General features: G+C 39.1%; 26 protein-coding genes and 1 riboswitch. Of the genes, 1 reads left to right on the top strand and 25 read right to left on the bottom strand.

Translation table 11 applies throughout. The annotated features are described in order from the left end of the window. Positions 1-32 precede the first annotated feature (32 nt). Positions 33-1,019 (top strand): M23 family metallopeptidase, encoded by a 987-nt coding sequence (locus DX933_RS03530; protein WP_190279397.1) that lies wholly within the window; start codon positions 33-35, stop codon positions 1,017-1,019. A 65-nt stretch (positions 1,020-1,084) separates the two neighbouring features. On the opposite strand, the gene DX933_RS03535 is transcribed toward DX933_RS03530, so the two are convergent. The 25 genes from DX933_RS03535 to sufC form a co-directional block, all read right to left on the bottom strand. Next, entirely contained in the window at positions 1,085-1,192 is a 108-nt protein-coding gene (locus tag DX933_RS03535; protein ID WP_123315100.1) for a methionine/alanine import family NSS transporter small subunit, read from the bottom strand. 2 nt (positions 1,193-1,194) lie between these two features. Continuing rightward, entirely contained in the window at positions 1,195-2,730 is a 1,536-nt protein-coding gene (locus tag DX933_RS03540) for a sodium-dependent transporter (RefSeq protein WP_123315101.1), read from the bottom strand. A gap of 257 nt (positions 2,731-2,987) precedes the next feature. Beyond that, positions 2,988-4,547, bottom strand: coding sequence for a Na+/H+ antiporter NhaC family protein (locus DX933_RS03545; RefSeq protein ID WP_123315102.1), 1,560 nt, complete (start codon positions 4,545-4,547; stop codon positions 2,988-2,990). A gap of 143 nt (positions 4,548-4,690) precedes the next feature. Then, positions 4,691-4,893, bottom strand: a riboswitch (Lysine riboswitch). A 50-nt stretch (positions 4,894-4,943) separates the two neighbouring features. Further along, a complete protein-coding gene (gene yunB / locus DX933_RS03555) occupies positions 4,944-5,717 on the bottom strand; it encodes a sporulation protein YunB (protein ID WP_223805859.1) in 774 nt (257 codons plus the stop codon). Positions 5,718-5,808: 91 nt separating this feature from the next. Beyond that, a complete protein-coding gene (locus DX933_RS03560; RefSeq protein ID WP_123315104.1) occupies positions 5,809-6,111 on the bottom strand; it encodes a YunC family protein in 303 nt (100 codons plus the stop codon). A 71-nt stretch (positions 6,112-6,182) separates the two neighbouring features. Continuing rightward, positions 6,183-7,592 carry a bifunctional metallophosphatase/5'-nucleotidase gene (locus DX933_RS03565; RefSeq protein ID WP_123315105.1) on the bottom strand — a complete coding sequence of 470 codons (1,410 nt, stop codon included), beginning with the start codon at positions 7,590-7,592 and terminating at the stop codon, positions 6,183-6,185. A gap of 85 nt (positions 7,593-7,677) precedes the next feature. Then, entirely contained in the window at positions 7,678-7,965 is a 288-nt protein-coding gene (locus DX933_RS03570) for a hypothetical protein (RefSeq protein ID WP_123315106.1), read from the bottom strand. Positions 7,966-7,990: 25 nt separating this feature from the next. Then, on the bottom strand, positions 7,991-8,608 hold the full coding sequence (locus DX933_RS03575) for an ABC-2 transporter permease (protein ID WP_123315107.1): 618 nt from the start codon (positions 8,606-8,608) through the stop codon (positions 7,991-7,993). Then, on the bottom strand, positions 8,592-9,464 hold the full coding sequence (locus DX933_RS03580) for an ABC transporter ATP-binding protein (protein ID WP_123315108.1): 873 nt from the start codon (positions 9,462-9,464) through the stop codon (positions 8,592-8,594). The genes DX933_RS03575 and DX933_RS03580 overlap by 17 nt, the downstream gene beginning before the upstream one ends. A 6-nt stretch (positions 9,465-9,470) precedes the next feature. Then, positions 9,471-9,842, bottom strand: a complete 372-nt coding sequence (locus tag DX933_RS03585) for a GntR family transcriptional regulator (protein WP_123315109.1) — start codon at positions 9,840-9,842, stop codon at positions 9,471-9,473. A gap of 183 nt (positions 9,843-10,025) precedes the next feature. After that, entirely contained in the window at positions 10,026-11,507 is a 1,482-nt protein-coding gene (locus tag DX933_RS03590) for an aldehyde dehydrogenase family protein (protein WP_123315141.1), read from the bottom strand. A gap of 184 nt (positions 11,508-11,691) precedes the next feature. After that, positions 11,692-12,333, bottom strand: a complete 642-nt coding sequence (rpe, locus tag DX933_RS03595) for a ribulose-phosphate 3-epimerase (protein WP_123315110.1) — start codon at positions 12,331-12,333, stop codon at positions 11,692-11,694. A 24-nt stretch (positions 12,334-12,357) separates the two neighbouring features. Next, positions 12,358-13,680 carry a PTS galactitol transporter subunit IIC gene (locus DX933_RS03600; protein ID WP_123315111.1) on the bottom strand — a complete coding sequence of 441 codons (1,323 nt, stop codon included), beginning with the start codon at positions 13,678-13,680 and terminating at the stop codon, positions 12,358-12,360. 14 nt (positions 13,681-13,694) lie between these two features. Then, complete coding sequence (locus DX933_RS03605) at positions 13,695-13,979, bottom strand: PTS sugar transporter subunit IIB (protein ID WP_123315112.1); 285 nt, start codon at positions 13,977-13,979, stop codon at positions 13,695-13,697. Between the two features lie 17 nt (positions 13,980-13,996). After that, the gene (locus tag DX933_RS03610) at positions 13,997-14,458 is read right to left on the bottom strand and encodes a PTS sugar transporter subunit IIA (protein WP_123315113.1); all 462 of its coding nucleotides are present in this window, start codon (positions 14,456-14,458) and stop codon (positions 13,997-13,999) included. 48 nt (positions 14,459-14,506) lie between these two features. Beyond that, positions 14,507-16,537, bottom strand: a complete 2,031-nt coding sequence (locus DX933_RS03615) for a BglG family transcription antiterminator (protein WP_123315114.1) — start codon at positions 16,535-16,537, stop codon at positions 14,507-14,509. A gap of 47 nt (positions 16,538-16,584) precedes the next feature. Further along, positions 16,585-17,097 carry a YjbQ family protein gene (locus tag DX933_RS03620; protein WP_123315115.1) on the bottom strand — a complete coding sequence of 171 codons (513 nt, stop codon included), beginning with the start codon at positions 17,095-17,097 and terminating at the stop codon, positions 16,585-16,587. A 3-nt stretch (positions 17,098-17,100) separates the two neighbouring features. Beyond that, the gene (locus tag DX933_RS03625) at positions 17,101-17,826 is read right to left on the bottom strand and encodes a triose-phosphate isomerase (protein ID WP_223805862.1); all 726 of its coding nucleotides are present in this window, start codon (positions 17,824-17,826) and stop codon (positions 17,101-17,103) included. Further along, a complete protein-coding gene (locus DX933_RS03630; protein ID WP_123315117.1) occupies positions 17,811-18,647 on the bottom strand; it encodes a class II fructose-bisphosphate aldolase in 837 nt (278 codons plus the stop codon). The genes DX933_RS03625 and DX933_RS03630 overlap by 16 nt, the downstream gene beginning before the upstream one ends. 201 nt (positions 18,648-18,848) lie before the next feature. After that, the gene (locus DX933_RS03635) at positions 18,849-19,568 is read right to left on the bottom strand and encodes a PepSY domain-containing protein (protein ID WP_123315118.1); all 720 of its coding nucleotides are present in this window, start codon (positions 19,566-19,568) and stop codon (positions 18,849-18,851) included. Positions 19,569-19,839: 271 nt separating this feature from the next. Then, on the bottom strand, positions 19,840-21,237 hold the full coding sequence (gene sufB, locus DX933_RS03640) for a Fe-S cluster assembly protein SufB (protein WP_123315119.1): 1,398 nt from the start codon (positions 21,235-21,237) through the stop codon (positions 19,840-19,842). Between the two features lie 65 nt (positions 21,238-21,302). Next, a complete protein-coding gene (sufU, locus tag DX933_RS03645; RefSeq protein ID WP_123315120.1) occupies positions 21,303-21,737 on the bottom strand; it encodes a Fe-S cluster assembly sulfur transfer protein SufU in 435 nt (144 codons plus the stop codon). Continuing rightward, positions 21,727-22,947 carry a cysteine desulfurase gene (locus DX933_RS03650; RefSeq protein WP_123315121.1) on the bottom strand — a complete coding sequence of 407 codons (1,221 nt, stop codon included), beginning with the start codon at positions 22,945-22,947 and terminating at the stop codon, positions 21,727-21,729. Before DX933_RS03650 ends, sufU begins: the two co-directional genes overlap by 11 nt. Positions 22,948-22,949: 2 nt before the next feature. Further along, positions 22,950-24,260, bottom strand: coding sequence for a Fe-S cluster assembly protein SufD (gene sufD / locus DX933_RS03655; protein WP_123315122.1), 1,311 nt, complete (start codon positions 24,258-24,260; stop codon positions 22,950-22,952). 16 nt (positions 24,261-24,276) lie between these two features. After that, positions 24,277-25,062, bottom strand: coding sequence for a Fe-S cluster assembly ATPase SufC (gene sufC / locus DX933_RS03660; protein WP_123315123.1), 786 nt, complete (start codon positions 25,060-25,062; stop codon positions 24,277-24,279). Positions 25,063-25,201: the final 139 nt, after the last annotated feature.

A 25,201-nucleotide genomic window follows, 5' to 3' on the forward strand; every position in this document is an offset into this window, starting at 1 on the left:
CTTCACAGATAAAGGATGGTGAGGTGAAACAAATGAATCGAGTCCACTGGCTGAAATCCAGCCTATTCACAATCCTGATGCTAGGGATTTATACATTTGTTGCAAATGCTGTGGTGTTCGCGGAAGAAGATCAGGACCGCTATGACCAACGCATGGCTTTATACAAAAAAACAGCAGCACTAACACAAATCCCTTGGTATTATCTTGCAGCGATTGACCAATATGAAAGACAAATACTAGAAGATACAAATGCTGACCCCATCATTTCTATCCAATTCCCCGATGAAGCATGGTATGGTCCAGGTAATCTGGAAAAAAAGAAAGACGTAGCAAGTATTGATTTTTTCCAAGGGATTGGCAGGGATGGAAATGGGGATGGATTAGCAGACCCGGATGATCCAGAAGATGCATTATATACCATAGCAACCCAGATCATGGAATATGGTCCCACGGAAGAGGATATACGCATTGGAATATGGAATGTGTATAAGCGTGATTTAGCAGTTCATACCATTAAGAATACAGCAAAGGTTTTCCGTACCTTTCAAAAAATTCATCTAACAGACCGAGATTTTCCCGTATCGCTTCAACATCGATACAGCTACCGAAGTACATGGGGAGATGGCCGTGGATTCGGTGGATTAAGAATTCATGAAGGTACAGATATTTTTGCTGATTATGGGACACCCGTGAAGTCCACCACATATGGTGTCGTGGAATTAAAGGGATGGAATTTATATGGTGGATGGCGAATTGGAATACGCGATATCTTCAATATTTATCATTATTATGCACATTTAAGTAGCTATGATAAAAATATCCAAGTAGGACAGGTCGTGAAACCAGGGGATGTACTCGGCAGTGTCGGCTCAAGCGGCTACGGACCTCCAGGTACCTCAGGAAAGTTCCCGCCACACCTGCACTATGGAATGTATAAAGATAATGGACATAGTGAATGGTCCTTTGATCCTTACCCATATTTGAAACGATGGGAAAGAATGGCCAAAGACAAAAAATAATGCAAATAAAGCACAGAAAAAATGTCTGCAGTTGGGAATTCCCCCCAATTGCAGACATTTGATCATTATCCTTTTGATTTACCGCTTTTAACAGCATGTGCAATACTTGCTGCCAAACCTCCCCATAAAATGAGCATTCCCAGTATCATTACAGTAATTGCACCAGCACTCATATTTAGTTTACCTCCTTCTTATCGGTATCTTCTACATAGGTAGGATCCTTTTTCCATTTTGAAGTGGCAAAGAGAATTCCAACGATAAGCGCAAGTATCGCAACTGCCCAACCACCAAACAATATAAATGTATCCGAATAACCTTCATAGTTCCCTGTTGGTGAGTCGAATTCACGTAATAGGTTCGTCTTTAATAAATCAAACATCATATAACCTAGGACAAGTGGTGTGATTAAGCCGAGGCTAATCGTCCACCAAGATCCAAGTCGAATATCCGAAATTTCATTTGCATGCGATTTAAATTCACCAAGCTTACGGAATACCCAAGCAATCAGAACTACTTCAACAAGTCCTAGCAAAGCTACACCAAATTGGTTAATAAAGTAGTCTGCTGCATCTAGGAAGAATAGTCCACCCTGTGTTGCAAACAAGAATGAAATAATAGCTGCCAGTCCTCCACCGAACAGTACTGCCTTCGTACGTGAAATATTGAATTTATCAACGAGACCAGCTACATAAGTTTCTGTTATCGACATGAGTGATGTCAATCCTGCCAACACCAGCGAGGCAAAGAATAAGAACCCAAACAGCTCGTTTAACGCAGGGAACTGGTTGATAATTTGCGGGAAGACAACAAACGCAAGTCCTACACCGCCTTCAACAACCTCATCAATCGGCAAATTCGACTGAGTGGCCATAAATCCAAGTACCGCAAAAACACCAATACCAGCCAATAATTCAAATGCAGAGTTACCAAATCCAGTTATAAAAGCATTGTTGGTAATATCTGATTTCTTAGGCAGATAGCTGGAATACGTAATCATAATAGCAAATGCAATCGACAAGCTGAAGAAAATTTGTCCATATGCTTGCACCCACACCCCAGATTCAAAAATCCTTGAAAAATCTGGCTTAAAGAAGGCATCCAAACCTGCTGCAGCGCCCGGTAAGGTTACTGCACGAATAACAATGATGAGGAAAATAATGACCAATGCCGGAATAAATATTCGGTTGGCGATTTCAATACCTTTTTTAACCCCTCTAAACAGTATGCCTAATACAACAATCCATACAATAATTAATGGAATAAGTACACCAGGTACAAGACTTCCCACTTGTCCAGGGTCAACAGTTCGATGTAAATAATCATTCATCAAAAATGCGCCTGTGTCCTCACCCCAGGTTAATTTCAATGAAAAGACAGAGTAAGAAATAGCCCATGCGATGATGACTGAATAATAGGTTGAAATGACAAAGGCTACTGCTACAGCCCACCAACCAATAAACTCTGAATTTTTATTGATTCTCTTATAGGTTAATGGTGCTGATCCACGGTACTTATGACCCATCGTAAATTCTAAGATGAGAATTGGTATTCCTGCGGTCAGTAACGCAAACAGATAAGGAATGAAAAACGCGCCTCCACCATTGTCATATGCAACAGCAGGAAACCGCCATATATTTCCTAAACCAATTGCTGAACCTACCGCCGCAAGAATAAAACCTGCTCGTGTTCCCCATTGTGAACGTGTTTCCATAAATGAACCTCCTTTTTTTATTTCATTGCTTCCGCCTTAATTCAGGAAAGAAACAATGTTTGAAATAGTGCAATTATTTAAGATATTATGCTTGTATTATAACGGTATGCATAAAGTCTGTCAAAGTATATTAATAATTAACTTATACGAAAGGCCTGCTTGATATGAGCAGTTATACAGGATTTTTGTCCTAAAGAAATTTTTGGTTGGTAAATATACCCAAAAAATAAAAACCCCCGCCGAAGCGAGGATTTTCATTAAATATTTGATGTTTTATTTCGATATAGCATTGGTACAAGCGGGATCAATATGGCCAATACAATCAATGCAAGGATCGGACCAACAAATAAAACATCCATTAAACCAATAACTAAATACCCTAAACCAGCTGCAAATGCAGCAATAAATGCATATGGAAGCTGTGTCACCACATGATCAATATGATTTACGCCTGCACCAGTTGAGGATAGGATTGTCGTATCCGAAATTGGCGTACAATGATCTCCAAATACAGATCCTGATAATACAGCTGCCATCGTAGGCAAGAGCATCGTCATGTCTGTCACAACAGAAACCTCTGCAGCGATTGGTAATAAAATACCAAATGTTCCCCAAGAAGTACCAGTTGAGAGTGACATCACAGCGGCAACAAGGAAAAATAAAAACGGCAGCATAGCTGGAGCAATGGATAATTTTCCAATTAGACCAGCCATATACTCACCAGTTTGAAGTGTTCCAATTACCGAGCCAATCATCCAAGCCAAAATTAAAATATAGATAGCTGGAAGCATTGTTTTTACTCCTTCGACAAAGACGGTGAGTAAATTTGCCCTAGGTTTGGACTGACCTAACAAAAGTACAACTGCTAATGCAACAGACACAAATCCTCCAATAAATAAGGATAGATTAACATCTGTATTGGCAAAAATGGTTAATATGCCTGTTTCCCCCTGTGGGCGTTCCATCACCCCTGTAACAATCATAGCACCAACCGTTACTACGACCAGCACGATAATTGGTAATAATAGATGATATATTTTCCCTTGTGTATGGGGTTCAAATGTATTACTCAAATCACCAGTTATCTTTTTTGTTTCATCGTACAATTTTCCTGTATTCATTGCCTTTTGTTCATGCTTTCGCATCGGTCCCACATCTAGTTTAAACCAAGCGGTCATAAAGACGAGCAGTAATGCCGCCCAAGCATATAAATTCAATGGAATCATTTTCACAAATGCTTCCAGTGGTTGAATATCTGTAATTTGATTGGCTGCGAAGATACTGCCAATGATTCCAATAATGTATGCCCCCCAGCTTGAAATTGGAGACAAGACTGTCACTGGTGCAGAGGTTGAATCGATATAATAGGCTAATTTCGCACGCGATATACGATGACGATCTGTCAATGGTCTAGCAATTTGTCCCACTGCAAGGCTATTAAAATAATCATCGATAAAGATAATAACACCTAGTACGCCTGTCATTAGCTGGGCACCTGTTCTTGTTTTTACCCGCTTAATCATCCATTCACCAAATGCCTGGCTACCACCAGATGCTTGCAATAAAGCAGCCATAATACCTAATAATAATAAAAAGCCTAACAATAATAAATTTCCTTCATTAATGGCACCATCCACATAAAAAATATCTGCAAATACCATCCATATTTCTTTCATGGAATCGATAAAATGAAATTGATGAATCAGTAATGCTCCCAATACAATTCCTGTTCCTAACGAAAGCAAAATACGTCTTGTTGTCAAAACAAGTACGAGCATTACAATCGCAGGAACAACTGATAAAACCGTTCCTTCCATTCTTGAATACCTCCATTGATGTATAGCTTGCTATGTGTATTTCCAGAATCCATGGAGTTTGTCTTGTTGTTTATTTTTAGACAATAAAAAACAATGATAGAAAATAACCTACCATTGTTTAATCGTGTATGTTATCCTCCATTTCGATCTGTAGTTCTCCATGTTTTCCGGAAAGGATACGGTTGAAACGATCCAATCACACATGACAATATGCCACCTATTCAATGACATATCAGCAATAGTAGCCTTGACGTCTATTATGCTTCGGCAATAACACCTTTCATTTGCATTCACCGTTGTCATCCTCCTGCAAATTACTCATCATTACTGCTCCTCTACCTCACCGATCTGAGATAAGGTTTGCTATTTAATTATGCTTCCAACTATACTACAATTTTATTCTCCCTTCAAGTCCTCCTTTGGAACAGCGATGGAAGGTCCACCTCCACCACCATAAAAATCGGGTACCGCACCCATAACGAGTTGTTTTCCAATTAAAATTCGGGTACTAACGGTTGTCAATTCTGTAGTAAATGGAATGACAATCTGCACATCTGCTTCTACTTCTACATAGAGCGAAACATACACATTATTAATGCCTAATACTTCACGTTCATCGATCAGCTCTGTTCGTACACTTCCAACCAGTTCTAAATTAACAGGAATTTTCGGCCCTAAATTTGCAAATACTGTATTTTTTGTCGCTTGCCCTAGTGGAATTTCTACCACAGTAGGGTCCCGTTCCACCAATTCATCTACTGTATCACCATATTGCTTCGGTTCATCCAGAGGATTCTCATAATTTGGTGGCTCTCCACGGTTCATACTATGAAAAAACTCCTCTACCCGATCCGTTGCTGCACGATTAATCGTGTTCACTACAGAGGAATTCCAATCTACATCCGATATATACCCTTCATTATTTCTAGTTAGTATGGCAATATCTCCAAATTCATAGTTCTCGGCAAATTTCACGGCAGAATTGATTCCTCTTGTAGCAAATTCAGTAGTTTTAACTTGGGCAATCTCCATCAGGGTTGGTTTGATTCCTCTATCAATTAACCAAATACTAAATACTACCATTGCTGCGAATAAGAAAAAAGAAACCATTAATACAGTACTGGCAGGAGGTGGTCCCTTTGCACGTTTGAATCCGTATCGACGCCTCAATATGAAAAACCCCCTTGAAACAACATATGCTTGTTTCAAAAAGGTTAGAATCATAAATAACGTGTCAAATTAGCGTGGAATGTTCCCTATCCTAAGCGATACGGAGTAATGCTTCCCTGCCACTCATCCCTTCCTTCCAACCATGCTTCCTTGATGCATCTGTCACTTTTTCCAATGGAGCATGCAATAATTCATCAATGGTTCGCACACCTGAGGCTCTTCCCGCAATAACCTGTCTGTCTTTGAGCTTCTCATTCAATACATCTACATCCAAGGCAGCACACATGATGTAGCCAACCTCATTTGAGATGATTAACAAATTCGTTTTTGGCAGTTCCACACGAATCGCAGTAAAAAATAGCCCTTCCACCTCTAATGGATTAATCGTAATCATGCAAGCCATCTCCCTTCTACATATCGCTACAGCATATGCTTCAAAGAGTGGTTTTGACACGCTTGAACTATTTAAAGGGAATTTTTCTTGTCAAAGTTTTTTTCAAGTGTAACTACGAGCAAGTCCCTTAAAAATTCTGGTAGAAAATAATGCTTTTCTTCCGAGCGAGCAACTTCTGGCAATAACCTGCCAAAAGTAAACATATCAGGAACCGCAACTTGATAAATGATGTCAGGCTGGAGCGGTTTTCCATCCATGTGCACATCCTTGACATAAACTTCTCCATTCTCATGGGTTTCCGTGACAACGTTTAGTCCGGAGAAAATCATTTGACCAATTACTTCACCACGGAAGCCAAAGCCTTTTAATTTCAACTCAACAAATGACTTCGCAAGGGACTGCCGAACTACCTCCATTAATTGTCTTCCGTTTAATGGAACTACACAAGGGTTAATCGGGTGGGGACAAATCCGGTGGACGGTGCCATAGCTCACCTTTCCAGCAGGTATATCGTCTAAAAGTAAGCCAGCGTTTAACATCGCACAATCTGCTTTTGTCCAATCACACACCGTATCCGTTAATAACTGCATGATTTCCGTATGCTGAAACCATTTGATTTCAATAGGTTCATCCAATTGGACGATTGTCTGGTTCAGCTTGTGAATTGCTTTTTCTTCCCAATCATTTAATTGCACGACCGTTTGTTGATCCAGTGGCAAATGGGTAATATCTGTCGTATACGCTTCTTTATTTATCAATTTTTTCCGCTTATGATCCCAGGTTAAAATGACATCCCCTACAAAAGCACAATGTTTGCCCGCAGCTGTCAATAAAGTGTTATTTACCAGTTCTCCAGTTCTCAGCAAGTGATGTGTATGGCCACCAATAATAACATCAATATCTGGGAACCTGCGGGCAATTTCTTGGTCCTCATTTAACCCAAGATGGGAGAGCAAAATAATAATATCTGCTTCTGCTTTTATTTTGGGCACATACGCTTGCAGTTTTTCATATGGAGAAGCAATATGCCATTGCAGTAAGTGATAATAATCATTAAATGGTGCCGTCATTCCAATCATCGCCACCCGTACACCTGAATCAGATGTACGTACTGTATACATGTTTAACCAATGAGGCATATCGCCAGTTAAACTTTCCAAATTTGCACACGTAACATCAAAGCTAGCCCGGTCATAAAGATGATATAAATCTTCATGAGAGAGCGTAATGCCTTCATTGTTTCCAATCGTTGCTACATCATACGCAATCGTATTCATTAATTCCACATTTGCTTTTCCCATAAATGCTTCTGAAATGGGATGCACCCGATCCACATGATCACCAATATCAACAATCCAGTGGGTTTCCTCGTCCTGCATGTGTTTAGCCCTTGCCTGTTTGAAATAGGTTGCTACCCGCGGCCATTGCTCGAAATTACTATGTAAATCGTTTGTATAATTAATATATATTTTTTCTTGCACGGCAACATCCCCTTTTTCATACCTTCCTTATAAGCAATATAACAGGCATGCACATCATACGCTATCAATAAACACTAACGATAATTTATTTTTTCCTTTGCAGCAATGACCGTCCAATCGTTATAAATAGGTGGATGAACAGCACGATTATCCACACGAGAGATATTCTATTTAATTCAGGGCTTACATAAAACTGAAATAAACGAAATAACATATCCAGCTTTGTATATAACCATTCTCCTAATGGATTAAGTTGAAACCATTTCCATATCTTTGCACCATCCAAGTAGATAAACAGGAATTGAAATAATATGAAAATCATACAATGCATCCAAAAACTATTTTTAGGCAACCAGCTTGCAGCCACATTCATTCGGGCATCCCCCTCATTCTAAAACTTATATTATTTCCTTGGCCTGATAAATTCGAATCGATAAAATCCAAGAAAGGAGATAACATGCGATTGCTACTACCGTTCCGATACTTATAACAATCATATCTGCTGGTACAAGTGGTGATGAAAAACCCCCAATAAAAAATTCGTAAACATAATAAAATGCGTGAACACCAAAAATAATCAATAACATAAATAATACAAATAAAAATAACACAATGCGCTGCTGTCCAAAATAATAAAACAATGGTATACAAATACCACCAGCCAAAAGAATCATAAAAATTCCGCCAAACAGCTCTTTCCAAAGCGAACTATCCAATGAACCAGCTAATCCAAATTGGACAAGTACCGTTACAACAGTCATGATACACGTAAATATAAGCATACTAATATATCGTGCATGGACAATTTCATTTCGTGTAAAGGGAAGCGAATTCCATAATTTATGGCCATTGGCATCTTCCTCAAAATAAAACGTGTTCATAATGACGATCGCACTCATTAAAGCAATCACAAATATAATATCTTTATGAAATAGCATGAAAAATACGAGCATTCCCAGATATAGCAGCCATGAAAGCTTATGGATCATGATGTCTTTTTTAATAAGCTGAAGCATGTTTATCCTCCCTTGAATAATACATAATTTCCTCTAAACTTGCCTTCTCGATAATGACCGAATGGCCAAATATTTTTTCTACTTCTGCTACGTTATCTGTTAAAGCTTCAAATCCATTTGCTGTCTTTTTCACCTTGGTGAAGTATCGTTGTGTGTCACGACCCAATAATTCCGATTCCCCACGAACAATGCCATAATCCGCTTCAATTTCAATCGATTCCTTCGAAAATAATATTTGGCCATTTTGGATTAACGTAATGTAATCCACAATGGATGTTAAATCATTTAAAATATGGGTAGAAAAAAGGATTGTTTTATTTTCGTCCAGCATCACTTCCTGTAATATCTCCATAAATTCTCTCCGAAAGATGGGGTCAAGTCCTGCAGTCGGTTCATCCATGATTAATAATTCCGCATGATGGGAAAGCGCAATTGCTAAAGAAACTTTCATTTTCATTCCTTTAGAAAAAGTTTTTAGCTTCTGTCGTAATGGTAATTCGAATTGCTCGCGATATTGTTGGAATATAGCGTCATCCCAATTAGAATAGCTTGGCGAAATAATCCGCTTCATATCTTGTAAGGTTAAATCTCCATACAGGAGCTCTTCACTATATACAAATCCAATCTTCTCCTTTATTTCTTTTTCATTGTTCTGATAGTCCATGCCTAAAATGCGTATCCTACCAGAATCAGGTCGAATTAAATGAAGGATTAGCTTTATTATAGTTGATTTCCCCGCACCATTGGGTCCAATAAATCCTGTAAAGAAACCCCTTTTCACTTGAAGTGAAACATCCTTCAATTGAAAATATGGATAAGATTTATTCACCTGCTCCAGTTCTATCACATTTTCCATTTTAATCTACTCCTCATATAAGATAGTTACCCATTCCTTTAGCTCCTGTAGGGATAGTCCTACAGCTTTGCTATTAGCAATTACATCTAATATCTTTTCTTCAATTGCTGTCAGTTTCTTTTCTTTCATTACCTCCATGTTTTGCTCGGCTATATAAGATCCCTTGCCAACTATGGAATAAATAAATCCTTCCTTTTCTAGTTCTTCATATGCTCGTTTTGTTGTGATGACACTAATCTGTAAATCCTTTGCCAATTGTCGCATCGATGGTAATGCATCTCCCTCTTGCAACTCACCAGCGATAATTTTCTCTTTTATTTGATTTTTAATCTGATTATAGATTGATTCCTTAGACCGATTGGAAATAAATATATTCATATGTTACTCCCTTTTATTATATTATATATACACTATATACATTATACACAATATAAACAACCGCTTTTTTGAAAATCACAAAATAATAATGAACTATTAAACAAAATTCCGATACGTCAATTGGTTCTATTTAAGAAAAAAACACCACCTCAAAAGGTGATGTTTTTCCGTTTACACATTTTTTTATTCGTTTAAGTCAATCCACACACTTTTAACTTCTGTATAGTTATTTAATGCATAGGAGCCCATCTCCCGACCAAATCCAGATTCTTTATAGCCACCGAATGGAGATGCAGGATCGGTTACATTATAGCAATTTACCCATACAGATCCAGCCTTTAAGCGGTTGGCGACATAATGAGCCTGTCTTAAATTTTCTGTCCATAAGCCTGCTGCAAGTCCAAATGAGGAATCATTAGCTCGATGGATGATTTCATCTAAATCATCGTATGGCATTGCTACAACAACTGGGCCAAATATTTCTTCTTGTGCAATCGTCATGCGATCGTCCACATCTGAAAATATTGTTGGTTCTACAAAATAGCCTTTTGTTGTATGACCCCCACCAGTTAGCATGGTTGCGCCTTCCTCATTCCCTCTTTGAATATAGTTTACGACCCGTTCTTGTTGTTTTTTCGATACGAGGGGTCCCATTTGGGTATCCGGCAACAATCCGCTTCCTTGTTTAACACTTTTGGCAAATGAAACCAGGTCTGACATGACATGATCAAATTCTTTTTTCTGAATATATACCCTCGAGCCTGCACTACACACTTCACCTTGATTCGCCATAATACCGGAAAACACACCTGGGGCAGCCTTCGTTAAATCGGCGTCAGGTAAAATAATATTTGGGGATTTCCCACCTAATTCTAACGTGACCCGCTTCATTGTATTTGCAGCCTCTTTCATGATGGCTTTCCCAACCTTGGTTGAACCGGTGAACGCAATCTTATTTACATCCGGATGCTTCACAAGCGCATCACCTGCTGTTTCACCAAACCCAGGTACGATCTGAACGACTCCGTCCGGAAATCCTGCTTCCGCCACCAATTTTGCTAAATATAATGCGGACAAAGGTGTCTGTTCGGCAGGTTTTAAAATCACTGTACAACCAGTAGCAAGTGCTGGAGCGATTTTCCATGCAGCCATCATTAATGGAAAATTCCATGGGATAATTTGTCCAACCACACCAACTGGTTCATGGCGCGTATAATTAAAATAGGAGCCTGAAACAGGTATCGTTTGTCCAACTATTTTCGTAGTCCAGCCTGCATAATACTGGAATTGGCCAACTGCATTTGGTATATCATTACCTAACACCTCATGTATCGGCTTTCCATTATCCAGTGAATCGATTTCAGCCAGTTCTTGCTTATTCGCATCAATCAATTCAGCTAATTTATACATCAATCTCCCACGATCTGCTGCACTCATTTTAGACCATGGACCATCGTCAAATGCACGCTTTGCTGATTTGACTGCCCGGTCTACGTCCTCTGCCTGTGCCTCACTCACATGTGCTAATACTTCTCCGTTAGCTGGATTATATGTTTCAAAAGTTTTACCCGATAAGGAATCTACAAACTTCCCATTGATAAACATTTGCTTTGTACCTTGTAAAAATTGCGTTACCTTTGGAGAGAGCTTGCCATGTTCTGTCATGATAAAATCCTCCGTTTCCATAATGTTTTTCAAATGTTCCGTTAATTTTCTGTGCAAAAATCTCTTTGCCCATCCATCACATCTTTATTTGAAAAAACTTCCCCCTTCCGAAAGACGTTTTCTATTGCAAATATAACATCACTGTAATTAAAATCAACCGGCCCGATGATCATCAAAATCACATCTATAAAGCTTGCAAACTAGTAATAGCCTGCTTCATATCTTGCTTAAATACATACGATCCCGCAACAAGTACATCTGCGCCAGCTGCTTTACATTGCTTGGCAGTTTCCATATTTACTCCACCATCTACTTCAATTTGAAAGTCCAGTCCATACCGATCACGTAATTGTGCTACTTCTGCAATTTTATCTAGTGATAGCGCTTGGAACGTTTGTCCACCAAACCCTTCATCACAAGTAAGTAGCAAAACAACATCTACGAGCTCGAGACAATTTCCCAGCACTTGAACGGGAGTTTCCAGTTTTAAGGCGACCCCTGCTTTTACACCACGGGCTTTCATTTCCAATAATGATTTCCTTAAATAAACTGTGCTTTCCGGGTGGATCATCAATAGATCTGCATTTGTTTTTATATAGGCATCCAACACGCGTTCCGGTTTATCAACCATAAGATGGACTTCCAAACATAAATCCGTAACCCCTCTGATTGCCTCAATTGTTGGAGGACCCCAGGTGATTGGATTTACAAATATACCATCCATGATATCGATATGAATGGCATCCGCCCCTGCAACTTCCAGGCGTTGGATATCTTCTGCCAAACGGACATAATCCGCATTTAAAATGGAAGGTGATACAAGCATCACAATCAACTGCCTTTCCAATGATTACTTAGAAAGATCCTTTGCCACAGACCTTTTGACATAGAAGCCGATTGGAATCGTGATAAGAATCATGATGATAATCCCGATATAACCAATTCGTCCAATATTCGCGATGATAAAGTCAAATACATTACCATTCCATAGTGCTGTCGTTTGTCCTTTTATATCCGTCGCACCACTATTCGCTGCCAGCTTACTAAAGTAAGGTGCAAACCAGCTTGCAATATACAGAACAACAATCATATTGATAATCCCACTAATGATTGTCTTCAAGATATTATTACTGTGAATAATGGTTGCCATACAAGTGAAAAATGCTACAAAAGCAAGGTCTCCTAAAGGAAGTACCTTATTCCCAGGCAAAATAACTGCCAAGATTAAGGTAAGTGGAATAAGCATCGTACCAACGATTTGTGTTGTTGGCAGCCCCAAAGTAAGTGCAGAGTCCAAACCGATGAAAACCTCTTTACCTTTAAAATGCTTATTAAAGAAGCTTTTAGCAGATTCTGAGATTGGCAGTAAGCCTTCTACGATGATTTTTACCATTCGTGGGAACAGAACAATAATAGCTACGACACCCATCAGTAAATTTGTACCATCTACAAAATTATAACCAGCTAACAAGGCCAATATAGTTCCTAAAAACGCACCAATGATGACAGGATCACCGAACATCCCAATTTTCCCCTGTAAATAGGATAAATCTAATTTGGAATTACGGAGAAATGGAATTCGATTATATACCTTGTCCAACAAGGCAAATAGCGGAACCGTACTTGCTGCATACCCTTGTGGAATTGATATACCATCTACACCTAACATCGTCTGTACCTTTTTCGCCGTATAGTCCGCTGATAATAATGACCAGGTTGCTTGGATAAGGCTGGCCCCCATTGCAATAACGATACTCCCTGTCATTAAATGCACAACTGCACCCGTAAATGCATAATGCGAATAATTAAAGATATCGATATTCATAGTCCTTGTAAAACCTACTACAAGCAGCAGAAGGTTTAATAGAAACACTGCGGGGATGATTAAGGCTCCTACTACAGTGGAAAAAGCCACACCTGCAGCAGCACCGGAGCCAATATCGATAACTGTCAAATTAAAATCAAAGCGCTTCATAATTTCATTAACTGCGGGTTCCAACACATTGGATATGAGAGAAATGGCTAAATTCAAACCAATAAACCCTACTCCAACTGTGATACCACTTCGAATGGAACGTAAAATCCCTTGTCCCAAAATAATACCAATGATTATTAAAACAATCGGTACAAAGACAGTTGATCCTAGCGATAGAAAATAATCAATAATCCCCATACTGGTATTCCTCCCTATTTGGATAATATGTTAATAATCTTTTCTTTCGCCTCTTCTTCATTTACACCGATTAAAAATGGTGTACCAACTACGATTGGTGTTTTGTACTTCGTCTCATCCAGTTTCATCGAGGTCACAAAGAGATCGGCCTTGCCGTCGTATGAATCCAGTTCATATATTTGTGATTGTGATATGGAAAAATCTATACCTGCCTCCTGCAAAATTCCTTGTACCTTCTCCAATATCATGGTTGATGTTGCCAAACCCGCTCCACATGCAATAACGACTCTTTTTGTCATCTTTCTCGCTCCTTCTTTCAATGATTTGTTTTGTTAAAATGCTGTTGCATAAAATTTGTTAATTCATCCTTTGAAGTGACATTTAAGATGGACTGGATAATCGTCTCCTGTTGGAGCAATTGACTGATTTTCTGTAGAATTTCAAGATGCTCCTCACTGTTGTTCAAAATCAGTCCAAATACCAAATCTACCTCAATCGGTTCCAGGTTCTCGATGTTTTTAAAGGTTATGGATTGTTCCGGTTTGATGACGACTAACTTTTCCGTTTTAGCATACATTGCTTCTGTGTGAACGATAGCAACATTCATATCCTGTAACTGCAGTCCTGTCGGAAATTCTTTCTCCCTTTTTTTAATTGCATCTCTAAACCCTTCGGTAACATAGTCTTTCTTTTCTAATCGATCGGCCATAAAGTCAAAAAGTTCATTTTGGTCTAAGACAGGCAGATTATAGAAAACTAAGTCTGTTTCCACATACATGATGGTTCCTCCAATATGAATTGATGTACAACAATGTTGTTCGACTTTTTACCCTTTAAATAAATTCAATAGTGCTTGGGAATTGGTGATATTTTTTATGTCTCTATTTAAGGTTTTTGATTGGATAATATTTTTATATAGATATCCCAATAATTGACGAATATTGCCGATATCTTTTTCTGCAACTGCCAGCAAAATAATGAAAGATACCTGAGCATCCTCGCTCCATTTTACAGGCTGCTTTGTTGTCATCATCGCAATCTTGGTTTCATTCACCATCGCCTGCTGTCCATGTGGCACAGCAATCCACTGTTGGATGATTGTATTTCCAAGCATTTCACGTTCATATACAGATTGCCTGAACGTATGTTTTACAATGTCATCATCTTCTAGGCGATCAAGCATATGGTCCAAACAGGCGTCTTTTGAATCCACGTCCTCCTGTAAAAAGATATATCGTTCATCAAAATAATTGGATGGTTCTACAACTTCCAGCTTATCCGTTTCTTCCTGACGGGTAGAAGAATATTCCAAGTAATAGGAATAGATATTCATTAAATCTGCATCTCTCACAAGCGGAGAAACATACACAACAGGACATGCTACCTTTGGTAATTGTACAGATGAAATAATGAAATCAACCTTGGTCAGATTTTCTTGTTGAAGATACGGCTTTGCAATTAATTTGAAACGAATATTAGCTGGTAACAGTCGCTTGATTCGACTAATAATTAAATCGGAAGTCACAATGCCAGTTTGACAAACCACTAGAATGTCCGTCATTTTCACAATCCTTTCCATTGCAACTTGGAAATGGATTGTAATAAATGCCACCTCGTCCTCCGAAAGCTTGATACCGTATTTCTTTTCAAAGGATTCCATTACATACCAAATCATTCTGAACAAAATGCCATAATTTGTTTTGATTTCTGTTAATAAGGGATTATATACGGCAATGCCTGATTTCACACGATAAATCATGGGAAACATATGGTAGATTAGCGTATCATACAATTTTTCATCCTTGGTTAGATTGATATCCATTGCAGCGCTAACCTCCGATATAATATGACGAATATCCTTTGTAAACAGATTTTCAATATATGGATTATTTACCTTTACCTCCACACGATGGGCAAACAATTGATTGCTAATATAACGAAGCTCCATTTCCGTAAAGGTAAAGTTTAAAGTTGATGAAATACTGTGACTGATTTGTATCGCTAACGGATAATTGGTTAATTCTGTCGCCCCTTTTAGATCAACTTTCGGTAATTGCTGAAGATGATGCCCTTGATACGACCGCTCTGTTAAAATGAGTAAGCAAATAAAGAGAGATTTTAAATATTGCTCCGAGATTTCACTCCCCAAGACGGAGACCAATTCTTCCATCGCTGCTCGTACTGCTTGAATGGCCTTCCTATCAAATAATGACTCCATATTTTTGGCATAAGAAGCGATAGAAAAGTTATGCTGACTTTGTTCAATGACATGATATGCAAAGCGCTTGAGGGTTTTCTGAATATCGATTTCTGTACCTTTAACCCGCGTTCCCTTAATGTCTGAGATCAGCGTAACCTCGTCCTTCATCAATCGTTTAATCTTGTCTAAATCCTTGATAATCGAGGTGGAACTGACATATAAATCCAATGACATGGATTGATATGTTAAGGTTTGATTTTCCAACAGCAACCATTTGACAATTTGTATTTGTCGATCGAAGGGGGAGTATAATGGCACTTCATCTGGCTGTGTCAGCTTCCTGATATGTTGACAAAGATTACCGGATGATTGGAGTTCACCAGTGAGCTTTATGCCTTGATTTGGCTTTTTATCAACAACAAGCTCAACAGATTGGAATATCCCCTCCAGCTTCGCTAAATCATTAAAGATTGTTCTTTCAGATACTTCTAGAAGATCTGCATAATATTTTGCAGGTGCATATCCTTGTTTGCTGGCCATTAACTCTATTAGCTTTGCTTGTCGAGTTGTAATATCAAACAATATGAACACTTCCTCATATGCGGTAATTGCACTAATAATCAGAATCATATCACAAAAGCTCGTTACCGCTTTCATATAAATATTTAATGCTTCCTATTTTAACAGACCTGCAGAAACATCAGCTACTCTCCAATGATTTTAATGTGACAAACACGGTCGCGCACCCGAAGCTGATCCCAATCGATAAAATATATATAACCAACGAGCCCAATTTGCAGGGAGCCTTCTTCGATTACAAATGTTTCACTTGTTCCTAGTAATGTGCTCTTTAAATGTGCATCCGTATTTAGCATTGTATAAGCTTCCGGGCTAATTTTCCCCTTAAAGTCTTCCAGTCCCACTCTTATATGCTCCGGTCCAGGATGATGATATTGCCCTTGAGTTTTACATTGGGGAATCAGTTGATCCAGTAGATCATTCAAGTCCAATTGAAGATAATCATAGCCATAAAAATCCGTATCATAAGATAATTCTTCAAAGATTACGGAACAGGTTGTATGTGGGGATGCAACGACACATATTCCTTCCTTGATTCCACTTTTCAGAACATGTTCTTTTACTTGTTCTGTAATTTCATGATAAGTAACACGATTCCCCTTAGAGGTAAGCGTCAATTTCCCAGTATATACAGCCATGTTCTACCTCCTGTCATGTTTAAAAGCTGCTGTAGCCTTCACCATATTTTCCATCATTTGTATTGGATTGTCTGCCTTTACAATCCCACTTGTTACACCAACTCCATCTGCCCCAAGCTGTAATAGCTCCTCTACATCTGCTGCTGACCGAATCCCTGCACCCTGTTCCACCAACACGTTTGGATTGACTGTTTTGATGGCCTCTATTGTGGAGGTAACGTATTTACGGTCACTCATTTGCTCTTGACCAATCAATGCAGTCGGTTCTGCCAAGACAATCGTTGGATCAAGTAAAGCAGCAGCTTTTGCTTCAGCAACTGAATCAGCGCAAACAATGGTTTGGAGATTGTTTTCATATGCACGTCGCACCGTTCGAGCAAGCGATGCAAATGACATAGGATGATCAGCATGGTTTAACACAACAGCTTGCACGCCAATATGCGATAAGGATTCGGCAAAAACCCGTCCCATGGAATCACCAGGGTTCGTATCGTCCATATGCTGTGAAGTTACCATTAAATTCGGGCAGGTGCTTACAATACCAGCTAGTTCAGCAATAGGAGCTGTAAATAAAATGTCTATATCATATGTCTCTGCTAAACGATCCGCTTCCAATGCTAAATCCTGCAATGCATTTCCATACATAAAACTTTTTGGATTAACTACAAAGAATGGTGCCTTGATGTTTCGAATGGTTTGCTCCTCCTTTCTATTTACAGGTTGACGGATTTTGTCTTAAATATGTGATAATAATGCTGTAGACAAGCTTCCATACCCGCACGCATTTGTTCCTGTATATCGAAATAGCTCTTTCCTTCAACAATTAAATTGCGGACAGCTCCATTCATAATATCTGTAAATATATTAATCTTTACAATCCCACTACCAGCACAGCGCGATAAATTATCATCTCCTGAGGAAGAACCACCATGAAGTACAAGTGGTACCGCAACCGATTCAGCAATATCATGTAATCGTTCAAAATTAATTTTTGGTAGACCTACATAATTCCCATGTGCTGTACCGATGGAAATAGCGAGGGAATCGACATTTGTCGCTTGATAGAAATGCTTTGCTTCCTCAACAGTCGTATAAATCGAATCACTATGGTCATGATTTTCATAATTATCACCTGAACCCACATGACCAATTTCAGCTTCGACAACAACACCCTTTTCATGTGCATAGGCAATCACTTCTTTTGTTTTACGAATATTCTCGTCCAACGTATCCTGAGAAGCATCTATCATTACAGACGTGAAACCCAAATCAACTGCACGCTTAACAAAATCCACATCTTCCCCATGATCCAAATGAAGCACAATCGGCACTCGGGCTAATTCCGCATAATACCTACCCAGGACAGCAGCTTCTTCCAAAGGCATTACTTCGTTGTGTGCTTGTGCAAAGGAAATAATCAGCGGTAATTGCTGCCGTTCCGCAACAGCTATATAGGCCCTGAGTGTATATTGATCTACAAAATTGGTTGCCGGAATAGCAAATTTACTTTTTAATGCAGCATCAAACAATCTCTTAGATGTAACTAACACCAACTAAACCTCCTTTTCCTTAACAATTATCGTGCTTATTTACAAATTATCATGTAAGCGCTTGCTTATCATTTTGTTTTCATTCCATAATAATGTTGAAAAAAAAAACGACCCATACGATATGTTTTCTCCAACTGAAAGAAAAGTTAAAGAAAATCATGCCATATAATGGTCATTTTGTTAATTCATTTTAATGACAATCTAATCTGAAGGGAGATTAATGGAACTGGCTTCACCTGTTTCCGCATCGATTTCCACTTCCAAGTGGTTATGATTAGCTTTTTCAATCTCGGCTATATAATATAGCTTGTCGTTTTTACGTCTATCTTCTTCCATACTGACAACGTGGCCACCATATTTTTCAATCGCGATTTCTGCAGCTGTTTCTCTAGATACTTGTGCAGTAAATACAATCTGATCCTTCCCTTTAGGAAGAGATGGACCTCTTGTTTCTAATTCGTTCTTATCATTTACATAGGCGAATCGCTTTTCTACGGATTGGGAATCTGAATTTGCTGGCTTATTGATTAAAGGTATGGTGTATTCATGCATGAACTGTTCCCCTTTTGGTCCTACAATTCGTAGTCCTACCCAATTATCCTGCACGGGAATCTTATTTCCTTTCAATGCTGAAGAATCAACCTGCACTGTTTCAGGTAAATGAACCGCAATATATAATTCGTCCTTTTCGTTGATACCATATGAAGTGTCATTCGTTCCCTCGATAGCCAAATTCAACACATATTGATTCCCTTTTAACTTCTCAACATTTCCTCCAAGGTCAACGTGTATATCTTCCAAATGAAACGATTCCTGATTCACTAGGTGCTTGCCATTACTATATTGGTTAATGTTTTTATTGCAGGAAACCAGGACCAGTAATGAACATGTTATAAGTATCATGATGGGTTTTACTTTCATTTAGACGTCCCCCTATGACAAATTCAAGTGTAATAGTATGATTTTTTACCACAAAACTTCTATAAATAAACATGAATCACATATGCAAAATCAGGTGGACATTTATATAAAAACATATCTTTCAAGCATCTCTATGATGATTGTATATATTTTTGAAAGACCGTACATTGGAAGGTGGTCATGCTGGATGTAAAAAATAAAAGGAGACGAACTATAGTAGTCCGTCTCCCGCCCAAAAGAAATCGTCTTCCTCTGGCCTTCCTATATTTAATTATCCAATGCTTCCTTCCATTTCGTAGGAAATCAATCGGTTCATTTCAACTGCATATTCCATTGGAAGTTCACGTGTAAATGGTTCAATAAAGCCCATCACAATCATGTCTGTTGCTTCTTGTTCACCGATACCGCGACTCATCAAATAGAATAATTGTTCTTCTGATACCTTGGATACTTTCGCTTCATGCTCCAATGAAATGTTATCATTATAAATTTCATTGTATGGAATTGTATCAGAGGTAGACTCATTATCAAGAATTAATGTGTCACACTCGATATTAGATCTTGCACCTTCTGCTTTACGTCCGAAGTGTACAATACCACGATAAGTCACTTTTCCGCCTTGTTTGGATATTGATTTAGATACAATCGATGAAGACGTATTTGGTGCCAAGTGGTACATTTTTGCACCGGCATCCTGGTGCTGTCCTTTACCCGCAAGTGCGATAGAGATTGTCATACCACGTGCACCTTCTCCACGAAGCAGAACAGAAGGATATTTCATGGTTAGCTTGGAGCCCATGTTCCCATCGATCCACTCCATCGTGGCGTTCTCATCACAAGTTGCGCGCTTCGTAACTAGGTTATATACGTTATTGGCCCAGTTTTGAATGGTTGTATAACGGCAATAACCGTCACGTTTAACAAAGATTTCTACGACTGCACTATGCAGTGAGTTAGTTGTAAATACAGGTGCTGTACAACCTTCTACATAATGAACAGATGCGCCTTCATCAACAATAATCAATGTCCGCTCAAATTGTCCCATATTTTCCGAGTTAATACGGAAATATGCTTGTAATGGTGCAGTTGCTTTTACACCCTTTGGAACATAAATAAATGAACCACCGGACCACACAGCCGTATTTAATGCTGAGAATTTATTATCAGATGCTGGAATAACTTTACCAAAGTATTCTTTAAATAGATCTTCATGTTTCTTCAATGCGGAGTCTGTATCCGTGAAAATAATTCCCAGCTCTTCCAAATCTTTTTCAAGACTTTGGTATACAACCTCAGATTCATACTGAGCAGAAACACCTGCAAGGTATTTTTGTTCTGCTTCTGGAATTCCAAGACGGTCAAATGTTTCTTTGATTTCTGCAGGAACCTCATCCCATGTTCTACCTTGTTTCTCAGAAGGCTTTACATAGTAGACGATTTCATCAAAGTCTAAACCATTTAGGTCGCCGCCCCATTGTGGCATTGGTTTACTATAGAAAATATCCAATGCCTTCAAGCGTTCTTCTAGCATCCACTCTGGTTCTTCCTTCATCCGGGAAATTTCCTCAACGACTGTTTTCGTTAAGCCTCTTTCCGTCCGAAAAACAGAAACATCCTTGTCGTGGAAACCATATTTATATCCATCTATTTCAGGTACATTTTTAGCCATTAATTAAAACCTCCTTAGATAGTTCATGCTTTATGAATAAAAGCATGTATTCATTGGCTTCCCTATTATTCTTCTTTTGCGCCCTTTTCCATTGCTTTCCAGGCAAGTGTGGCACAATTGATACGAGCTGGAAATTTAGACACACCTTGCAAAGCAATAATATCATCTAAATCCAATTCTGTTTCATCAATCTCTTTCCCAAGCATCATATCAGAAAAAATCTTTGACATTTCCAATGCTTCGGATAGCTTCTTGCCCTTAATCGCAGTTGTCATCATGGAGGCGGAAGACATGCTGATAGAGCAGCCTTCCCCTTCAAATTTAACATCTTTTACCACATCGTCTTCCACTAAAAGATGCAGTTGAACACGGTCGCCACAGGAAGGATTATTCATCTCAACTGAGAAAGACTGCTCCCCTAGCGTACCTTTGTTGCGTGGATTTTTGTAATGGTCCATAATGACCTGTCGATATAGTGTATCTAGATTGTTAAAAGACATTACCGAAATACTCCTTCGTTTTCAAAAGTCCATCAACCAGGATATCCACTTCTTCTACCGTATTATACAAGTAAAAGCTCGCTCTTGCAGTTGCAGTAACATCCAGCCAGCGCATGAGCGGCTGTGCACAATGATGGCCTGCACGAACAGCAATTCCTTCTGCATCTAACACCGTAGCTACATCATGGGGATGTACATCATCCAGGTTGAACGTAACGAGTGCGGCCCGATGCTCTGGACCATAAATAGATATACCTTCAATTGTCCGCATCTTTTCCATCGCATAGGCTGCAAGCTTCTGTTCATGCTCTAAAATGGCATCCATTCCAACTTCAGATAAGAAATCAATGGCAGCGCCTAAGCCGACAGCACCTGCAATGATGGGGGTACCGCCTTCAAATTTCCAAGGTAGCTCTTTCCAGGTGGAGTCATACAAATGAACAAAGTCAATCATTTCTCCACCAAATTCAATTGGCTCCATATTTTCAAGTAATTCACGCTTACCATAAAGAACACCAATACCTGTTGGAGCACACATTTTATGTCCTGAAAAAGCATAAAAATCACAATTTAATTCCTTTACATCTACTTCTAAATGTGGAATTCCTTGTGCGCCATCCACCACAATAACCGCACCATGACGGTGGGCAATTTCTGCAATTTCTTTAATCGGATTAATCGTTCCAAGTACATTGGATACGTGTGCAATGGCAACTATTTTTGTTTGGTTCGTGATTGTTTCACGTACTGCATCAAGTGTTACCGTTCCATCTGGCTGTAATGGTATATATTTGAGCTTTGCACCAGTTGCCTTTGCAGCCTGCTGCCAAGGAATGATATTACTATGATGCTCCATCGGTGTCAGAACAATCTCATCACCGGCTTGCAGATTACTGCGTCCAAAGCTTGATGCTACAAGATTAATGGCCGTAGTCGTACCACGAGTAAAGATTACTTCTGCAGTGGAATCTGCATGAATAAATTGGCGAACCTTTTCCCGCGCGTTTTCGTATAAATCTGTTGCACGCGAGCCCAGTGTATGCACCCCACGATGCACATTTGCATTTGCAAATCGATAATAGGAATCAACCGCATCGATGACCGACTGTGGCTTCTGTGATGTTGCAGAAGAGTCTAAGTAAACGAGTGGTTTCCCATTTATTTCTTGGTCAAGAATCGGAAACTGCTGCCTAATGGCTTGCACATCCATTCTTAATATACCTTCCTCTCAATGAGCTCGGTTAATTGCTCACGAACAGAAGCGATTGGCAATTGTTTTACAACAGGTGCCAAGAAACCATGAATAATCAATCGTTCTGCTTCTGCTTGAGAAATACCTCTACTCATTAAATAATACATCTGCATTGGATCTACACGTCCAACAGATGCAGCATGTCCAGCAGTTACATCATTTTCATCGATAAGCAGGATTGGGTTTGCGTCACCACGTGCTTTTTCACTTAGCATTAACACGCGAGATTCTTGCTCGGCATTTGAGCGTGTTGCACCGTGTTCGATTTTACCGATCGCATTAAAGATGGCTGTTGCGCCTTCTTTCATGACACCATGCTGTAGGATGTGCGCATCAGAATCCTGACCAATGTGCAAACTTTTTGTCGTAAAGTTTTGAATTTGTTTACCCCGACCTACTGTTACCATCTTGGCATGACCGGAGGAATTATCACCAATCAAATGGGTTAGGTTTTCAAACACTGTGTGCCCATCATTCATTTGACCTAATGCCCAATCAATTGATGCATCACGATAGGTTACACCGCGACGATTCATATAAGTCGTTGTTCCGGCTGCAAAATGATCCACAGCACCAAAAGAAATTTTTGCATTATCCTTTGCAATGACTTCCGTAACAACATTTGCAACGGTTTCTTCTGTCTCGTTTTGGGATAGATAGTTTTCTACATACGTTAATGAACTGCTCTCGTCTGCTACAACTAGCACATGATTAAACAGAGCAGTTTCAGGATTTTCCTGCCAGAAAACAACCTGAATAGGTTCTACAATTTGTACATTTTTTGGTACATATACAAATAGTCCACCATTCATCAGTGCAGCGTGTAAAGCAGTTAGACGATGTTCATCAACAGATACTGCATCTTTCATATAATACTGCTCTACTAAGTCACTATGATTTTGCATGGCTGTAAAGATGTCTGTAAAAATAACACCTTTTTCTTTAAGTTCTTCACTTAATGTATGATAAGCTACGGAATGGTTCCGCTGAATTAATAGGTTTTTTGGTGGGTTTTCCACATCCAGAAGTGCTTTAAGCTCCTCTGGCAATTCGTTTAAGGATGAAATAGCATGACCTTCTGCGTAATTCGGATTAAAACGGCTGAAATTCCAGCGATCAATTTTTGTTTTATCCGGCTTAGGCATATCTAAGGAATCTGCTTGTTCCAACGCTTGAAGGCGTAATGTTTTCATCCAATCTGGTTCATTACGATCTTGAGAAAACTGAACGATATAATCTTTATCGTATGGTAGTTTTGTTTCAACAGTCATATTACCCCTCCTAACGTTATGCGTTTTGTCCTACAGTTTCGTCCTCAATACCTAATTCTTCCTTAATCCATTCATATCCTTCTGCTTCTAGACGTTGTGCTAGCTCAGGTCCACCTGATTTAACGACACGTCCCTGCATCATGACATGAACTTGGTCAGGAGTAATATAGTTTAGTAAACGCTGATAGTGCGTAATAATTAAGCAACCAAAGTTGTCCTCACGCATTTTATTAATCCCTTTGGAAACAACTTTTAGCGCATCAATATCTAAGCCGGAATCAATCTCATCCAAGATTGCAATTTCAGGCTTCAACAACATCAACTGCAAAATTTCGTTACGTTTCTTCTCACCGCCTGAGAAGCCTTCGTTTAAGTAACGCTGTGCCATGTTTTTGTCAATTTCAAGAAAGTCCAGTGCTTCATCCATCTCTTTAATAAATTTCATCAAAGAAATTTCATTACCTTCTCCACGCTTTGCATTAATAGAAGAACGTAAGAAGTCGGAGGTAGTCACACCGCTAATTTCACTTGGATACTGCATACCAAGGAACAGACCAGCACGTGCACGCTCATCTACTTCCATTTCCAGTACGTCTTCCCCATCAAGGGTAATGCTTCCCTCGGTGATTTCGAACTTTGGATGACCCATAATTGCGGAGGCAAGTGTAGACTTACCAGTTCCATTTGGTCCCATTACCGCATGAAACTCGCCTCCTTTTATCGTAAGGTTTACACCTTTTAATATCTCGTTTCCTTCAATAGAAACATGAAGATTCTTAATTTCCAGTGTTGATCCTGCCATAACGATACCTCCAAATATATTAAATTAATTGAGTGCGAACCACTGTCCGTTCTCAATTTATACTCATTCCAATCTTAAAGCATTTCAAATTTAATATCAACTTTTTTAGGTTTACCAAAACAATAGCAATCATAAGATT

It is taken from the genome of Ornithinibacillus gellani, from assembly GCF_003730295.1.
GTDB classification, from domain to species: Bacteria; Bacillota; Bacilli; order Bacillales; family Amphibacillaceae; genus Ornithinibacillus_A; species Ornithinibacillus_A gellani.

Excerpts from the sequence above, each read along its gene's own strand:
- DX933_RS03635 (WP_123315118.1), bottom strand. The coding sequence starts at position 19,568 with ATGAAAGTAAAACCCATCATGATACTTATAACATGTTCATTACTGGTC.
- DX933_RS03535 (WP_123315100.1), bottom strand. The coding sequence starts at position 1,192 with ATGAGTGCTGGTGCAATTACTGTAATGATACTGGGAATGCTCATTTTA.
- DX933_RS03590 (WP_123315141.1), bottom strand. The coding sequence starts at position 11,507 with ATGACAGAACATGGCAAGCTCTCTCCAAAGGTAACGCAATTTTTACAA.
- sufD (WP_123315122.1), bottom strand. The coding sequence starts at position 24,260 with ATGACTGTTGAAACAAAACTACCATACGATAAAGATTATATCGTTCAG.
- DX933_RS03545 (WP_123315102.1), bottom strand. The coding sequence starts at position 4,547 with ATGGAAGGAACGGTTTTATCAGTTGTTCCTGCGATTGTAATGCTCGTA.
- rpe (WP_123315110.1), bottom strand. The coding sequence starts at position 12,333 with ATGCTTGTATCACCTTCCATTTTAAATGCGGATTATGTCCGTTTGGCA.
- DX933_RS03620 (WP_123315115.1), bottom strand. The coding sequence starts at position 17,097 with ATGGCTGTATATACTGGGAAATTGACGCTTACCTCTAAGGGGAATCGT.
- DX933_RS03530 (WP_190279397.1), top strand. The coding sequence starts at position 33 with ATGAATCGAGTCCACTGGCTGAAATCCAGCCTATTCACAATCCTGATG.
- DX933_RS03570 (WP_123315106.1), bottom strand. The coding sequence starts at position 7,965 with ATGAATGTGGCTGCAAGCTGGTTGCCTAAAAATAGTTTTTGGATGCAT.
- DX933_RS03605 (WP_123315112.1), bottom strand. The coding sequence starts at position 13,979 with ATGACAAAAAGAGTCGTTATTGCATGTGGAGCGGGTTTGGCAACATCA.
- DX933_RS03600 (WP_123315111.1), bottom strand. The coding sequence starts at position 13,680 with ATGGGGATTATTGATTATTTTCTATCGCTAGGATCAACTGTCTTTGTA.
- DX933_RS03610 (WP_123315113.1), bottom strand. The coding sequence starts at position 14,458 with ATGTATGTGGAAACAGACTTAGTTTTCTATAATCTGCCTGTCTTAGAC.
- DX933_RS03585 (WP_123315109.1), bottom strand. The coding sequence starts at position 9,842 with ATGAATATATTTATTTCCAATCGGTCTAAGGAATCAATCTATAATCAG.
- sufU (WP_123315120.1), bottom strand. The coding sequence starts at position 21,737 with ATGTCTTTTAACAATCTAGATACACTATATCGACAGGTCATTATGGAC.
- DX933_RS03560 (WP_123315104.1), bottom strand. The coding sequence starts at position 6,111 with ATGATTACGATTAATCCATTAGAGGTGGAAGGGCTATTTTTTACTGCG.
- DX933_RS03580 (WP_123315108.1), bottom strand. The coding sequence starts at position 9,464 with ATGGAAAATGTGATAGAACTGGAGCAGGTGAATAAATCTTATCCATAT.
- DX933_RS03540 (WP_123315101.1), bottom strand. The coding sequence starts at position 2,730 with ATGGAAACACGTTCACAATGGGGAACACGAGCAGGTTTTATTCTTGCG.
- sufB (WP_123315119.1), bottom strand. The coding sequence starts at position 21,237 with ATGGCTAAAAATGTACCTGAAATAGATGGATATAAATATGGTTTCCAC.
- DX933_RS03650 (WP_123315121.1), bottom strand. The coding sequence starts at position 22,947 with ATGGATGTGCAAGCCATTAGGCAGCAGTTTCCGATTCTTGACCAAGAA.
- DX933_RS03575 (WP_123315107.1), bottom strand. The coding sequence starts at position 8,608 with ATGCTTCAGCTTATTAAAAAAGACATCATGATCCATAAGCTTTCATGG.
- DX933_RS03615 (WP_123315114.1), bottom strand. The coding sequence starts at position 16,537 with ATGAAAGCGGTAACGAGCTTTTGTGATATGATTCTGATTATTAGTGCA.
- sufC (WP_123315123.1), bottom strand. The coding sequence starts at position 25,062 with ATGGCAGGATCAACACTGGAAATTAAGAATCTTCATGTTTCTATTGAA.